The organism is Ekhidna sp. (assembly GCF_039940915.1).
In the GTDB taxonomy this organism is placed as follows: Bacteria; Bacteroidota; Bacteroidia; order Cytophagales; family Cyclobacteriaceae; genus Ekhidna.
The window spans coordinates 1,108,245-1,124,279 of sequence record NZ_JBDVFO010000001.1; the positions used below are offsets into that span (position 1 = coordinate 1,108,245).

Annotated in this window: 11 protein-coding genes; 4 read left to right on the forward strand and 7 right to left on the reverse strand. The window is 39.9% G+C overall.

What is annotated here, in order from left to right; genetic code table 11:
- Positions 1 to 80 precede the first annotated feature (80 nt).
- The 3 genes from ABJF57_RS05080 to ABJF57_RS05090 are packed head-to-tail and all read right to left on the reverse strand — an operon-like array spanning position 81 to position 5,654.
- Entirely contained in the window at positions 81 to 2,663 is a 2,583-nt protein-coding gene (locus ABJF57_RS05080) for an ABC transporter permease (protein ID WP_462230566.1), read from the reverse strand.
- Complete coding sequence (locus ABJF57_RS05085; protein ID WP_462230564.1) at positions 2,656 to 5,325, reverse strand: ABC transporter permease; 2,670 nt, start codon at positions 5,323 to 5,325, stop codon at positions 2,656 to 2,658. Before ABJF57_RS05085 ends, ABJF57_RS05080 begins: the two co-directional genes overlap by 8 nt.
- A complete protein-coding gene (locus ABJF57_RS05090; protein ID WP_462230562.1) occupies positions 5,322 to 5,654 on the reverse strand; it encodes a PadR family transcriptional regulator in 333 nt (110 codons plus the stop codon). Before ABJF57_RS05090 ends, ABJF57_RS05085 begins: the two co-directional genes overlap by 4 nt.
- A 151-nt stretch (positions 5,655 to 5,805) precedes the next feature.
- On the opposite strand from ABJF57_RS05090, the gene ABJF57_RS05095 reads away from it, so the two are divergent.
- Complete coding sequence (locus ABJF57_RS05095) at positions 5,806 to 7,035, forward strand: erythromycin esterase family protein (RefSeq protein WP_462230560.1); 1,230 nt, start codon at positions 5,806 to 5,808, stop codon at positions 7,033 to 7,035.
- Positions 7,036 to 7,106: 71 nt separating this feature from the next.
- Positions 7,107 to 9,368, forward strand: a complete 2,262-nt coding sequence (locus tag ABJF57_RS05100) for an aminotransferase class III-fold pyridoxal phosphate-dependent enzyme (protein WP_462230558.1) — start codon at positions 7,107 to 7,109, stop codon at positions 9,366 to 9,368.
- A gap of 12 nt (positions 9,369 to 9,380) precedes the next feature.
- Here ABJF57_RS05100 and ABJF57_RS05105 read toward each other — a convergent pair whose 3' ends face one another.
- The 3 genes from ABJF57_RS05105 to ABJF57_RS05115 form a co-directional block, all read right to left on the reverse strand.
- A complete protein-coding gene (locus tag ABJF57_RS05105; protein ID WP_462230556.1) occupies positions 9,381 to 9,599 on the reverse strand; it encodes a hypothetical protein in 219 nt (72 codons plus the stop codon).
- A 111-nt stretch (positions 9,600 to 9,710) separates the two neighbouring features.
- Positions 9,711 to 11,225 carry a S41 family peptidase gene (locus ABJF57_RS05110; protein ID WP_462230554.1) on the reverse strand — a complete coding sequence of 505 codons (1,515 nt, stop codon included), beginning with the start codon at positions 11,223 to 11,225 and terminating at the stop codon, positions 9,711 to 9,713.
- Positions 11,226 to 11,298: 73 nt separating this feature from the next.
- Positions 11,299 to 12,501 (reverse strand): helix-turn-helix domain-containing protein, encoded by a 1,203-nt coding sequence (locus tag ABJF57_RS05115; RefSeq protein WP_462230552.1) that lies wholly within the window; start codon positions 12,499 to 12,501, stop codon positions 11,299 to 11,301.
- A 10-nt stretch (positions 12,502 to 12,511) separates the two neighbouring features.
- On the opposite strand from ABJF57_RS05115, the gene ABJF57_RS05120 reads away from it, so the two are divergent.
- Complete coding sequence (locus ABJF57_RS05120; RefSeq protein ID WP_462230550.1) at positions 12,512 to 13,669, forward strand: helix-turn-helix domain-containing protein; 1,158 nt, start codon at positions 12,512 to 12,514, stop codon at positions 13,667 to 13,669.
- Between the two features lie 72 nt (positions 13,670 to 13,741).
- Entirely contained in the window at positions 13,742 to 14,836 is a 1,095-nt protein-coding gene (locus tag ABJF57_RS05125) for a hypothetical protein (protein ID WP_462230548.1), read from the forward strand.
- Between the two features lie 53 nt (positions 14,837 to 14,889).
- Here the strand turns inward: ABJF57_RS05125 and ABJF57_RS05130 are convergent, their stop codons facing one another.
- The gene (locus ABJF57_RS05130) at positions 14,890 to 16,029 is read right to left on the reverse strand and encodes an acyltransferase family protein (RefSeq protein ID WP_462230546.1); all 1,140 of its coding nucleotides are present in this window, start codon (positions 16,027 to 16,029) and stop codon (positions 14,890 to 14,892) included.
- Positions 16,030 to 16,035: the final 6 nt, after the last annotated feature.

A 16,035-nucleotide genomic window follows, 5' to 3' on the forward strand; every position in this document is an offset into this window, starting at 1 on the left:
ATGTTAGTGAGTTAATTTATCCTATTGGCAATGGCATAGTACATTTACCCCTAATTGACTAGTAAAAAGAATCTATTTATTCATTCATCTTTCAATGATTCTACAGGATTTGCAATAGCTGCTTTCCAAGTTTGGGAGCTCACTGTTAGCCAAGCAATAATTAAGGCGAGGAATCCTGCCAGCACAAAAAACCACCATTTTAATTCTATACTATAAGAGAACCCTTCGAGCCATTTTTCACCAAGGTAATAGCTAACCGGTAAAGCCACTAATAAGGATATTAGTACAGATTTAGTGAATTCGTAGGTCATTGATAGCGCTAGCTTCCAGCTTTCGGCTCCAAGTACTTTTTTGATTCCTATCTCCTTAACTCTTCGCTGGACCTGGAAGATGGTAAGTCCAAATAGCCCAAGGCAGGAAATCAGTATTGCCAATCCTGAGAATAAGCGAGATAGCTTGGCTACACGCATTTCTGAATCGTACATGGCCTGATAATCCTGATCAACGAACTTGGCATCAAATGGATAGTTAGGATTAAACTTTTTGTAAACTGATTCGATTTCACTGACCGTTTGCAGTTCCTTCCCTTTTTCAATTTTGGCAAGAATGTAATGCGCTCTTTCTGGTCGATAGTGGAACATTGCGGGCTCGATTGGATTATGAAGCGATTCGGTGGTGAAGTCCTTCACTACACCCACAATTGTTTTCTTTCCGGAATAATGCTCGACGGTCTTGCCTATCGGATCTTGGAGCCCCATAGTATGTATGGCTGTTTCATTGAAAATGATGCTGCTCTCCTCGGTATTCAGCTGATCGTTAAAAAACCTTCCTTCAACTAATTCGAGCCCGATTATTTCGGCGGATTTTGCGTCTCCATTGTTTTCCCAAAACTGTACTTGTTGGTCTTCTCCCTTTCCATCCCAGCTAATGCCGCTGGTTCTATTTTGTAGTCCGGGTGCGACTGAAAAGCCACTTTGAGAAACTAGTTTAACTCCTGGGGTATTTCTCAGTTCCGCCATGAACGTATCACTTCTTTCAAGAATCTGCCCTTCTCTAAGGAAGTAAAGCAAATTGTCTCGATCGTATCCAAGGTTTTTGTTTAACGCATAATCTACCTGCTGGCTTACGATCAATGTACCTACGATGAGAATTATCGACAGTGTGAACTGAACAAATACGAGAATTTTCCGACTCCATGCACCCCCGGATTCAGAAGATTTACCTTTTAGGGCTGAAATAACTTCCAACCCCGACAGGTAGATAGCTGGGAAAAGTCCAGCAATAAGTCCAATTGAAGGTATAAAAAGCAATATCAGCCCCAGAAATTTCCAATCAAGGACAAAAACCAGCTCTTTACCAGTTATTTGATTGAACGGTTCTAGGAGGAAGATCACTAAAACCAATGCGATACAGATTGACAGTGCTGACAGCAGGATGGACTCCAAAAAAAATTGAATGGCTAGCTGCGATTTAGAAGCACCAAATGTTTTTTTGACACCAATTTCTTTCACTTTCAATGAGGCAAAAGCAGTAGAAAGGTTTACGAAATTGATACAAGCGATAAGCAGGATGAAGGCGGCAACTACAATTGCCAGGTATACATAATCAATTCGACCACCTGCTTGTTGGCCATTCTCGTAATTGCCATAGAGGTACTGGTCACTGTAGTTGGCTAAGAATAGCTCTACCTGCTCGTTAGCGTTGTTGCTTTGAAAAATTTCATTGATTTTTTTCTCTACCAGTTCTTTCTTAGAAAGCTCATCGAGTTTGATGACGACTCTTCCGTAGTAATTGCCCCATTGTTTGAAGTTGATCAGTTCATCATGATAAAACTTCCATGAAAGAATGAATTCAAATGGATCGGAAGTAGCTGAAGTTGGATCCTCCAAGATACCGGCAACTTTGAAAGTCTTTTCGCTGTTCCAAAAATGCCAGGTAATACTTTTCCCTACAGCATCTTCAGCACCAAACATACGCTTGGCCAATGTGGACGTAATTAAAATATTGGAAGGGTCTGCCAGGGCTGCTTTTTGACCTTTTAGTAGTGGATAGTTGAAGATGTCGAGATAATCTTTGTCCCCAAACCGTCCCTGAGCCTTAAACCTCTTGTTGTCAATACTGAGGGAATACTCATGGACGTCTGTGGAAACCGTGGAGAGATTTACTTGAGGAATTTGAGCTTCAATTTCCGTATCGAGCAGTCCTGTAACTCCTTGCCACACCGTGATCCCATCTGTGTTGTCGAATCTTGAGTACACTTGAAATAGTCTACCTGAATCATCGTGAAAGCGATCTTTCTGCAATTCATCATTTACCCAGATTGCACTAAAAATGACACAAGTCAGACTTGTGATAAGACCTATTAGGTTAATTCCAAAGACTGTTTTGTGTCTTTTGAAACCTCGAAAAGTAATTAAAAGATTATGTTTAAACATGCCTAAGTAATTGAGTTTTCCCCCGCCATGGAGGGGTTTTATTATTCCTTTTCTAAAAAACCGCAGAACAGTCCAGGCGAATCTTCTTCTTGCCCTTTTTAACCCGATGCTTTCAAGATCCTCTTCAAACTGCTCTTCCAAATCCCCAAGAATCGTTTCTTGTAGGGATGGCTTGCAGTACCACTGAAAGAATTTATGAGGTATCGATGGCGGTTTTACTTTACTCATCTTTCAAAGCGTCAACGGGGTTTCTTCGACTTACCGTAATTATTTGAAAACCAATAGTAAAGAGTCCAATTAGAAACAGTATCAATGATCCTGAAAGTACTGTTCCCAAACCAAATCCTACCCTATTGGGGAAACTTTCTAGCCACAAGTTGTTAGCCAAATAGCTCAAAGGCCCACCCAGCAAGATGGCAATAGTGAGCACTGCTAAGAAAGATTTGCCTAGAGCAAGGCTTAATTGTGATTGCTTTGCTCCAAGCACTTTCCTGATGCCTATTTCTTTAGCTCTACGTTCTGTTGAATAGATGGCCATGCCTAAAAGTCCAAGACAAGAAATTATTACAGCGAGTGATGCGATGAAAGCGATAATTGCTACTACATCACCAAACCATTTTGTTGATTTGGCAAGCTGGTCATCATAAACGTAGGATTTAAAAGGATGCGTTTGATCAATGGATTCCCACTTGTCTTTAAGCTTTTTCATTACCTCTTGATTTTGAGAATCAAATCGCACATTGATGTAACTGAATAATTTGGGGCTATACCTGAGGATTAAGGGGAGGTCGCCTTCTCCCATTACCGGATTCTGAAACTTTACGTCTTTGATGACTCCTTGCACCGTCATGGCCCGTTGCCCACCCATGAACACGGTTTTTCCTATTGCCTCTTGAGGGGAATCAAACCCTAACCGATGTATGGTCATTTCATTAATCAGGATCGCATTTCCTTCAGCCTGGCTTTTAGAAAGATTTTTTCCAGCAATAATGTCTAGTCCCATGTTAGAGACGAAGTTGTGATCGATGCTGATATATTCTGCATCGAATAAGTTCTCTTCTGTGATTTCATTGCTGATCGATGCTCCGTTAGTATGTAGGAGTGCAGGGATGAATTCGCAAGTGGAGGTCCCTAGTACACCTGAAATAGAAGCAAACTCATTTTGAAGTATTTGATACGCATTTCCTTGTATCGGAATGTTCACTACGTTTTCGGTATCAAAACCATATTGAAAATCAATGATGTGATTGAATTGACGGGCGATAAGTATGGATGTAACAATGAAGAATAGGGAGAAGGTGAACTGAGTAATGTTCAAAACTCGTCGCAAACCTATTTTGCCAGGTTTTTCAGCTTTCAAATTTTTTAACGCTTTAAGAGGTGCAAAACCTGAAAGTACCAGTGAGGGATACAACCCCGCTACTAAACCAATGATAAGAGCGAATCCTAAGAAAGAAGAGAAAACGGTTAGGTTAGCGGTAAGATCAAAGTTTAAAACGTTGCTAATCCAAAGAGATTTTAGGGCAGGTCGAAGAATTAATAGGATAAGGTTAGCCATCATCAATGCGAGAAAAGAAGTGATGACCGACTCTGTTAAAAACTGCAATATTAGGCTTCCTCTTCTTGCACCATTTACTTTTCTAACTCCGATTTCTTTGGCACGAGTCAACATTCTTGCTATGGATAGATTGGTGTAGTTCAAGCAAGCTGATAGTAGAATAATGATTGCTAGTCCGATCAGAACATAGTAAGCCTCTATTGGCAGTCTCAGTGTAATTGGATTGCCGACAAATTGTCCTGGTGTTATATTATTTAGACGTCTTGAGAGCAACTGCATTCCTTCTAATTGCGGGAACTCTTTGTATTTAGAGCTAGCTAGTTCATTCAAAGACTCTTGCAGTTGTGTTTGTGTGCTACCTTCTCGAAGGAGTAGGTAGGTGTATCCGACCGAATAGTTTTCCCAGGAGCGAGATTTGTCAGTGACCTTGTTCTCTTGATACAGTCTTGGAAGACTGGATGCTGAAATCAACATGTCAAAATCAATGTGACTTTTGGGTTTGCTTAGATCTATTACTCCGGTAATTGTGAATTGACCCCATTCTTCTGCTATCTCCTCTTTCCCAGTACCAATGTCTATCTTCATCAACCCCAGACTTCTGTCCTGAAAGTTGATGGTTTTTCCGATAGCAGGCTGGCTATTGAATAATTTGTAAGCCACTTCTGATGTAATGACAATGCTGTTGGGGTGATTCAAAGCGGTGTTTGGATCTCCTTCTTTGAGTTCAAAATCAAAGATGTCAAAGAACGCATGATCCGCAAAAAACCCCCTGATTTCCGCATATTTACCTACAGCTAAAACAGCATCTCCTCCGACTCCAGGGACCAGAATTGTTGCATTTTCAACCATTGGATAATCCTTCTTCATAGTTCTAGCAAGTGGAAAAGGACTTGAAGCATTGGCAATACCCGATCCTTCAGTTTTAGTGTGAACTCTATAGATTCTGTCTTTTTTTGTATGAAAATGATCGTATTGATGCTGATCTGCCAACATTAAGATGATCAATAGCGAAACGGCCATCGCAACAGCTAGGCCAAAAGTGTTTATGAACGAGAATGCTTTGTACTTCAGGATATTTCTTATCCCTACTTTGAAATAGTTTTTAAACATGCCTAAGTGGTTGAGTTTTCCGCCAATGGCGGTTTTTATAATTTGTGGACGAAAAAATCGGATAACACTCCATATAAATCGACGCTTCGCTTTCCTTACCCCATAGGCTTTTAGGTCATCCTCAAATTGCTCTTCTAAATCTCCGAGGATGGCTTCCTGTAGTGGTGGCTTGCAGTACCATTTAAAAAAGCGGGTAAACAAACGAGGAGGCTGAGTGCTCATCCGCTGAAGTTTAGTTGAGGCGTCAGTTTCCAGAGGTTTGTTCTGGAGTCTTTCATTTCCTGAAGCAGTACTTTACCTGCATTGGTGATTTTGAAATATCTTTTCTTCCGACCACCTCGGGCTTTGGTAGCTCCGCCCATGTCAGATTCTAAAAAGCCCTTTTCCTCCAGACGGTAGAGTGTAATGTGAACCGAGCTGAGGTTTACTTCTCTTTTTTGATGCTCTTTGATAGCTTTCACAACAGTGTTGCCATACGCCTCTTCGCCCAATATCAAAACCATGGTCAAAATCAGCTCTTCGAATTCACCTAAAAAACTTGTACGTCCCATATTCCTTTACCATTATTATTGAACTTGTAAAACAAATATACGGAGCATTTCTATTTAAGTTGTAAAACAAATAAATTTTCAGTGTGATTGGTGTCAGATCACTTAAAATATTAGACAGAAAATAGCGTTTTTGAACGAAAACCCTAGCCTCATGAAACAAGCTATCCTACTAGCAATTTTGCTGTTTTCACAGCAGCAGCTTGCCCAGAAATTTGTAATAAAACTGGATCACTATGCCCCGTCTGCAAGCACAGATGATTTGAAAGCGCTGGATCAGTACTTTCAAAATAGGCAATTGGTAGGTCTTGGTGAATCCACACATGGTACTCACGAATTTTTTGTGATGAGACACCGGTTGATTCGCTATTTGGTTGAAAATCATCAATTCAATAGGGTGTTTATGGAAGCAGATTTTGCAAACTGTTTGGCCGTCAACGATTATATCTCTGGCAAAGGAGGAACAGCCGCAGAAGCAGTGGATAATCTGGCCTTATGGCCTTGGGAGACTGAGGAGTTTGTAGAATTGGTGGAGTGGTTAAAACTGTACAATCAATCTCACCCTTCCAATTCAGTTGAATTCGTTGGAGTAGACGTTCAAAAAATTGGTGAAACAGTAAGACGACTGGAGATGCTCCTGGCAAAGTATGACTTACCAGGAAGAGAAGATGAGATGATAGATGCTACTGCTTTTTACAAACTCGGTGGTAAGGAAATATTGGAAATGAGATCGGTTGAAGTTGCCCGGTACGAAGGGGTTGATGTTTCTAGTTTTTCGAGCCAGGATACGTATGAGTATAAATGGCTATTCCGACACTTAGATCAAATTCTATCAGAAAAATCAGAAAAAAAATCCAAGCAAAACGGCTATAGAGATAAGATGATGGCTGAAAACATACTTGAACATCTGAAGGAGGGCAGCAAGAAAAAAGGCGTGTTTTGGGCTCATAATGGACATGTGGCAAATCTGTTTAACAAAAAGAAGGACAAGGGTGTCGCAGGGGGCTATTTGAAAAAAACCCTTGGAGCGGAGTATTTTATTTTGGGTCAAGAGTTTGACTATGGCAGTTTTAATGCTCGAACAAAACCGGCAGAGTACAGTAAAGATTACAACGAGTGGAAATTGATGGAAGTTGAAGTTGAAGAATCTCCTGAGGGAAGTGTTGCGGCCTATTACAGATCCAATAATCACCCCATCATGTTTATACCATTTGATAGATTGCCGGAAGAGTTGACTGTGTATATGAATTTCATTGGAGCAGTTTATTGGACCAATAAAAAAGGGGAGGCACCTGAATATTTAAGAAGAAATAATCATGGCAGAGAAGCTTTTGATGCGATTATTTTATTTCAAGAATCGACCCCTACTAAACTGTTGAAGTAAGAAACTTTGCTCGAAACCCCTGTAATTGTCAATCTCTGCTATCTTTCTTTTCTAATACAGAAGGTTAGGAAATGGAAAATTTATTGCGCACGCATTTTGATTTTGAAAAAGTCACGATAAAGAAGCTCAACGGCTACAGCAATGCAAACTATATGGTCATTGCGGATGAGCAGCGTTTCATTTTCAAAACGTATGTTTTTGACGAGCAAATGCTTGAGCAAGTAAGTGCTGAGACCGAAATACTCCTTTTTTTAAGTGAAACTCCAAACACGTTGTTCCCGAGCCCCAAGGCATTCGCGGAGGGCTCATTTGTAAAGAAACTTCCAGTTGGTGGAGAGCACCTTATTTGTCGTATGCTCTCTTATTTGGATGGAGAATTTCTAGGCAATGTTGTTCCTTCAGAATCGCTATTTACATCCTTTGGTCGATTTCTTGCCGAAATGAATGTGAAATTAAAGGCCGTTAAGAATGCGACCTTAAAGAGCAGGGAGTTGGCGTGGGACCTGAATCAGTTTCATTTAAATAAGCCGTACATTTCAGCCATTGAAGATCCTCACGACCGTAACATCGTCAGGTATTTTTTTCAAGCATACGACCAACGTGTGGTGCCTGTTCTCCCAGAGCTTCGAAAGTGCATCATACACAATGATGCCAATGAATGGAACATTCTGGTAAAGGATGATCGAGTTTCGGGAGTCATTGATTTTGGTGACATGGTATATTCTTCCCTCATCAATGAGGTCGCGATTGCGATAACCTATGGTTGCTATGATAAAGACAATCCGTTGGAATGGTCGCGAGCCATATTGAAAGGCTACCATGAGATTGTTGCGCTGGAGGAAAAGGAGCTTGATGTTTTGTACTATTTGATTGCAGCGCGACTGTGTACGAGCGTTTGCCAATCCGCTCATGCAAGGAAGCAGGATCCTTCCAATGAGTATGCTTCCGTCAGTGAAAAGTCCGCATGGAAAATGCTCAGAAAATGGCTAAGTATTGGGCCTATTCAAGCGGTCAATTGCTTTTACTCGGCAGCAGGTTTGAGTCTTCCTGAAGTAGACTCGGTTGACGAGATAAAAGAGCGAAGACACCAATCTGTTAGTCCTATTTTATCTATCAGCTACTCTGAGGCTATATACATGAAACAGGCTGCTTTTCAGTACATGTATGATGGCTATGGTAATGCTTTTCTTGATTCGTATAATAACATACCGCATGTCGGACATTGCCATCCACAAGTGGTGGAAGCAGGGCAACGTCAGATAGCCACCCTGAACACAAACACACGGTACCTCTACGATCAGTTGGCGGAATACGCTGAGCAACTGCTATCCAAATTCCCTTCGCCGCTCAACAAGGTCTTCTTTGTGAATTCTGGGAGTGCCGCAAGTGACCTTGCCATGAGATTGGCCAGGACGCATACACAAAAGGATCAGGTGATGGTCATGGAGCATGGATATCACGGGAATACGCAGACCTCTATAGATATCAGCGATTATAAATTCAGCAACCCTAAAGGCCAGGGTCAAAAAGAGCATGTCATAAAGACACCCTTGCCTAATGCCTATAATGGCAAATACAGAGGAGAGCACGCAGGTAGCGCGTATGGGAAAGATGCAGTTGATCAAATTGCGCATGCTGAAGATACCATTGCCGCCTTTGTTTCAGAGCCTATCGTGGGTTGTGGTGGACAGGTACCGCTGGCCGCTGGCTATTTGAAAGAGGTGTATCCGGCTATTCGAAAGCAAGGAGGCGTTTGCATTAGCGATGAGGTACAAACTGGATTTGGACGATTGGGAGATTACTTTTGGGGCTTTGAGGCCCACAATGTAGTTCCAGACATTGTGATATTAGGCAAGCCGATTGCCAATGGCCACCCGATGGGTGCAGTGGTATGCACAGAGGAGGTCGCAGCATCATTTGGACATGGGGTCGAGTTTTTTAGCTCTTTTGGTGGGAATCCGGTTTCATGCGAAATAGCAAAATCTGTCCTTCATGTCATCGAGGAAGAAAGCTTGCAACAACATGCAAAATCAGTGGGTGATTTTTATATATCAGAGTTGCGATCCCTTCAAAAGAAATTTCCCTGCATTGGAGATGTGAGAGGTTCTGGATTATTTATTGGGGTGGAAATTGTTAAGCCAGGATCTTTTGAGACCGATCAGAAAATAGCGCATCAGCTAAAAAACGAATTAAGAAGAAACTTTATCCTGATAAGCACGGATGGTCCAGATGACAGTGTTCTCAAAATGAAACCACCCCTTTGCTTCAACAAAGAAAATGTGAAAGAGGTGATTGATAAGTTGGAAAGTATTCTTGAGAAGCAGAAAAGTTGAAAGCGTACGAAACTAAGCGACCTGTGATTGAAATTCGAAAATCTCTAGGCATCTTTCGTTGGCCCAGGATCTAAAAGAATCCAGCTGATCGGGATAAATATTGACCTTATGATCAACATGGGATCTACTGTATTTTAAATCTGAATCGAGAAAATCGAGGAGTATCGTTCGAGACGGAAAGGAGATGGATAGCATATATCCTTCATCTTTGATTAGTAAAGCGTTAGTCATTGATTTGGCGGTTTATAGTTTTAAAAATAATTGATAAACACTCAATTTGCTTATCCTAACTACATAATTATCATGCCAGACCTACAAATACCCTAAATAGGGTATCTGATTTTAAGGGGATTCCGTTTTTTTATCATTTTTTCTAATCAAGCCCTTCACGAATTCCAATTGCCTGTCGTACCGGATCAACAAATCATCCCTGATAAAATTTACTTCATGGTGAGGCAATACACCTCTATTGGGTATCTTTTGTGGTTTTACGTTCAAGTAACCAGCTACCAAGGGGCTATTGACGTAGATGCCAGAGTTTGGCAATGTCATTTTTATAAACGTAGAACTATTGCCTCCATCGTATGCAGCGTTTGTTTCAGATCCGACGAACGTGCCGAGGTTTCGACTCTTGGCTGCTCCAGCAAACTCACTAGCTGCTGAACCTGTCGTTTCTTGAATTAGAAAGTATAAGTCTCCCTTAAATCGATTGGGCTTAGGTTGGGTAAGTACGGGGTTTGGGCCGTCTGGATTGACCACAAGAAAAGTTCCGTCTGGTTGCTCCTTCAGCTCTTTCTTTGCGATGAGCCAATCTTGATAGGAATACTCTGTGTATTTGAGAAAAGTAGTATCCTTAATAATGGCAATTCCTTTGCGCCAATATTCAAACGGTTCGTCACTTTTTACGAGATAAGATAATAGTTCTGATCCTACAATGTCCCAACCTCCTTGATTGGATCTGAGGTCAATAATCAATGACTCAACTCCTACTTTTTCCATTTTTTTGATGGCCATATCCATAAACTTTCGCGTCTTTTGTTGCGCATCTTCTTCTGAGTCACCTCCAAAAACACTGATGGAAATGGTGGCTGTTTTATCCGCATCTTTAGGAAATCCAAGCTTGAACATCTTCCTCTTCCCTTGCTTGTACTTCTTCAGTATGGATTTATTGACAGGGTTTTTCTTGTAATTGGCCATGCTGGTTCGTGGAGTCAGGGCTTTTACGTGAAACATTTGAAGTTTTCCATCTAGATCCTTAAAAGTGATATCAAATCGTTCTGACTTATCAACTAAAGCATGGTAAAACATCCAAAAAAGGGAACCAGCGAAGAATCTAATTTTCGATGATTCGATAGAAGCATCTGACCATGCATACGTATAGAATTGCTCTTTAATGGATTCGATAGAGTTGCCATTAATGCTCAAGATTTCGAATCCAGGCTTGATTCCTTCGTTCATCGAACCATTGAAAAGTACATATACCTTTTCATTCATCCCATAAGTATAAAAAGGAACTGTACTGATTTGATTCATGCTGTATTGACTTACCTTTTTTGATGGAAAGGCATAAGAATGTGTACACCGAATCTGAGCGCCTATATGTAAGATATCTTTGTAGAACTGATAAAAAGATTTTGGTTTTACTAACGTAGAAGCCACACTATCCAATGTGGATTGCATGTGCTCTTTGGATGTATACCTGTACAATCCGGGGTGAGTCTCTTCCAGCATCTTGCGGTAAAGTTGGAAGTCCTCCTTAAGTTGTTTTGGTGACAGGACGGTTGTTTTCAGTGTATCTATTTGCTGGCCAAAGCTGAGATTTCCTATGAGTACTGCGAGTAATGAGAGTCTTTTCATTTTGAGTTTTTGAGTCAAATAGAGCGAGTGTAAATACTTAATTCTACTCATATCTAGAAATGAGAAGTATTTACTAGCTATCTATATTGGCAGATGCTCTGAAGGACTTTGGAGTTTTACCAGTTATAGCTTTAAAGGCACGCTGGAAGGTAGCTTGAGAGTTGAATCCGCTTTCCAATGCCACCCCGGTAATGGAGAGATGAGCAAATGAAGGATCTACCAATTTCCGCTTCACTTCATTGACTCGGTATTCATTGATCCATTCATTGAAACTTTTGCCTAAATATTGGTTTAGAGCTCCGGAAATTTCTTTTTGGAGTAGTCCGGTTTTTTCTACAATGATGTTAAGAGATAATGAAGCATCAAGATATAGCCTTTCTTTTTCCATCACTTTGTTCAAGCTGTTGACCACTCGTTCCATCTGCTCCTCATCAAGCGTACTAACCCTATGACTTTTAAGATGAACAAGACCATTAATGCCAAGCCAATAAACCAAAATCGTTAGCGGAATATAAATAGGATACCATCCTAGATAAGATAAAAGCCAATTGGAGGTTGATGGCAAGAGATAAGGGATTAGGTGGAAGAGCCAAACGATTTGAAAGATCATAAACACACCCAAAAACTGTTTGACCCACTTGGTTTGAGCAAGTCTTTTTTTAGATACGTATCGTATGGTAAGGACTAAATAAATACTCGTAGAGAGCCAGCGTGGCACATCAACATATTTTTCATAAACCAGATTTAGCTCTTCCAATTCTATTGGCTGGAAGGATGATACGGCATTAAATGCGTATAGAATGGTGGCTATCAAAAACACCAGCGATGGGATAAGGTCTAAAATCGTTGGGAAGAAATGGGCTCGACTAGCTTTAAATGAGAAGGACATACCTGCTAATGACCTGACATGGAAGTAGATCAAAGGTCCTAAAGGCATGATGATAATTAATGGAACGACTTTTTCAAGAATCCGAATAGCAGTAGGAACATCTGGTGGAAGTACTTCGAATAGGTAAATGTTTAGGCATGCCAGCGAAATGATCAAAAGGATACTGGCAAGCAAATGACTTGATTGATGCCTCTTTTTTGAAAAAAGGAGTGTAGCGGTGATGAAGCCTTGCAATGCTCCAAATAAGATGAGTAAGTCTAAAAAGTTGCCGTTATTCAATTGGAGAGGATTTGACTGAAAAATATCAAGAATGGTGCCGATATGGAAATGAAATAGAGAAGGGCTGTCTGAATTAGATAGCATCATCTTTGCTTTGAATCCTGACAAACAGCATTAATTGGATAATCATATATACTTCAATCTTAATCCTATCAATTTCCTGATAATTTCTGGAATTCTACAGATTTTTATACTCTCCGGGGTTCTTTTTGTTAGAAATGAGGGCCATTATTTGAGCAATAGACTCTTGAGTTTGCTTCTTGTGCTTGTTAATTCTTATCTGACCTACTTGATGATTCTGGATCTTAACCTGGATAATCTCTTTCCATGGTTGTTGTGGTTCCCATACTCCTACCTACTAGCGATTGGCCCACTTATCTATTTTTATACTTTGTCTTTTACGCAACCAGATTTTATACTTTCAGAGAAAGTAATGGTTCATTTTCTTCCCTTAGGGATTGAGCTGGCTTTACAGGTTTTTCAAATTAGTTGGGCAATAAGTACTAATGAAATGTATTACAATGTTTTCTCTGATGCATTTATTTCTCCACTGATCTACTTTGGAACTTCTGTTTCTATTTTTATTTATTTAAAGAAATCTTTAATCGCAATCCAAAACCATGAGCAGGCTGTAGTCCATCAATTTTCTGAGATGAGGAAAAAGACGTTGGATTGGTTATTTGCTCTTATTTCCTATTATCGCCTGTTTTGGTTTGTCTGGATTCCTTTTGCAGTTGTTTTTCTTACGCTGTTCAGAGGTCAAATTCAAAATGTGTTTACAATCATCAGTGCCTATTTACTGTTACTATTCCTAACATATCTAACCTACTGGATTGGGCTTCAGGGTTTGCTAAAAGGTTCGGCTATGAACCTTGGAGACTTTTTGAAAAGTGCTAAGAAAGGAAGCTATGATCATCTTCCAGAGAATGAAATTGAAGGGTTAATCATAGTTGTTAAAACTGCAATGGAGGAACATAAGGCGTATTTAAATCCATCGCTCTCACTCAAAGAATTTGCTGGTATGCTGGACAGAGAACCTAATCTTATCTCCTTCATTCTCAACAGACACCTTCAAAAAACCTTTTATGAGCTGGTAAATACTTATCGAATCAATGCAGTCAAAGAAATGCTGTCTCAGAATAAGGCAGAAGGTTTGACCTTGTTAGCCATTGCATTAGAATGTGGTTTTAACTCTAAAACGTCTTTTAATCGGGTGTTTAAAGAAATGAATGGAGTTACTCCAAGTCAATATCTGAAGAAGATTTCGAATAATTAGTGCCAACCGATAGATTGGTACGAAAGTCAAACAAGGATTATTTTCTTTCGTGATTTTACCAAATAAAATCATATGCGAGTCGTTCAAAAAATCTTCTTTCTTCTAATATCTCTCAATGGATTTTCTCAGTCTAAGACGCTACCCTCATTAGATCAATTTGTTGGATACTATAGCGTAGGAGTAAAACCTAATAAACCTTTTTTCAGGAGTCGTTGGTATTTAAAGGAGGATCGACTATTCATTATTTATGATTCTGATATTGATCGGGAACTAGAGCCTTATGAAAACGGAATACTGAAACCTACGATTTTCTTATCTGAAGAAGAGGTTAAGGTGACTGATACAGATTCGACCTACTATTTGGTTTTAAACTTTGAGCATGATAAACTTCAAAGTTTTCGTGTAATACGTCCAAGAAAGGAATGGTCGACAGATCTTTATGGATACAGAAATGACCGACTGAATGAGCTAGCCATTGATACAGAGCAAGAACTTACAGAATCTTCTAAAACAACGCACTTTGAATTTGCATATTCAAAATCAGATTCTGCTCTAGTTCCTAATGTCGCCTTAAGGCTCGAAGAAAGTTTTAAGGTACTGACCAAAGATTTTCAGCTAGATGATTTTCCAGTAACATCCATTAAAATTTATCCAGACATTAAAACCTATCATAATGCGGTGCTTACCCCAGGGGCACCTAAATGGCAAATGGGAAGAGCATGGGATGAAAATGAAATTCGAATGCTCTCTACAATAGTTGCTTCAGAAATAAGAGAAGAAGAAGTTGATCTATATGAAATGATTATGCATGAATTTATTCACTGCATTCATTTGAGTAAACTGTCGAATACGCAGCGAGCGCCGGGTTGGCTTTGGGAAGGCATTGCAACATACAAAGGGTGCTGTCAATGGACAGATAATCCATTTCAGCTAGACTATATGAAAAACGGGAATTATCCTTCTCTCAAGCAAATAGAGAAAGACCGAACCGCACAGTTGAAATATGATTTGGGTTACTATATCATTACTTCTATTGAAGAGAAATATGGGTGGGATGCTGTCCTTGATTTAATAAAAACGAATGGAGATATCAAGCGATCACTCAATGTCTCTGTAAAGCAATTTCAAAAGGAATTCTATGCCTATCTCGAAGAAAAGTATAAATGATAACTCATCCTAAATGACTCACAGAGATGACTTTCACTAAAGTCATATTCAATCTACTTGTTCGTTTTATATTTTCTTCTCAACCAGCGATTTACCGGTTCAGAAAAATAAGTTGAAACCAACCATCCAAGTGCATAGGATACCAAAACGCATGCAATCAAAAGAGGAATGAACCATGCCTCACCTAAATCATTTGCCCTAATTAGCTGAGCAGCTGGTATGACGACAAACATGTGAGTCAAATAGATTTCGTAGCTGTACTTCCCCATGCGATTTAGTCCACGAAAGGCTAGATAGTTTTTTTGAGTTCTGGCTTTTTGTTGGTGATGAAGCCAAAAGACAACAAGCGAAACACCTACTGAAAGTATGGTTACATTCAGGCCAAGTTCTGTTAGACCAGATCGCCAGATCAATCCTTTATAAACCATCACAAGTATCATCAAGGTGAATCCTATGATTAGAAAAACAACATTGAGTTTTTTTGGAATAGTAAATCTATGGGCAATGATGGCAGTCATACAGCCTAATGCTAAGGAGTCAATAGATCCCAGGTGGTTTTTGTATGCTAAGTCGTTCCCTGGAAATAGTTCTATTCGAGCCCATGGCGAAATGAACATGAAAGCAATCAGAATGAAGAGAAAATGCCATTCTTTTTTTAAAAGTAAACAGGTGAAGGGGAAAACTAAGTAGAAGCATTCTTCAATCGAAATTGACCAGAGAACATCCCAATTTGCTGGAAGGTATCCGACTTGTATTTCAAGCCAGTTGAAATGAAAAGTGAGCACGGCGAAAATGGCGCGGAGTAGAGACGTTTTGTTTGGGTTGATCACAAATCCGGAAACCCCACTCAAGTGCAAGGCGGATAAAACGATGAGCAAAGCGATTAAGGGCGGAATGATTCGTGAAAATCGAAACCAATAAAATTGTCGGAGATTTATCGCTGATAGACTAGCCGATCTTTTCAAGATCGATGTAGTAATGAGATAACCAGATAAAGTGAAGAATATCACCACACCGTAAAGTCCGTTCCAGAAGAGGAAAGAGAAAAGCTTTGATGAGAGCTCTTCTGCAAGAAATGAATTTTTTAACCCAAAGTGAATATTAACATGCAGTAGGATGACCAGCAGAATGCTGACTCCTCTTAGAATATCTACTCCAATATTTCTTTTTTCGGAGTGCTGATCTGTGTTCATTGATAT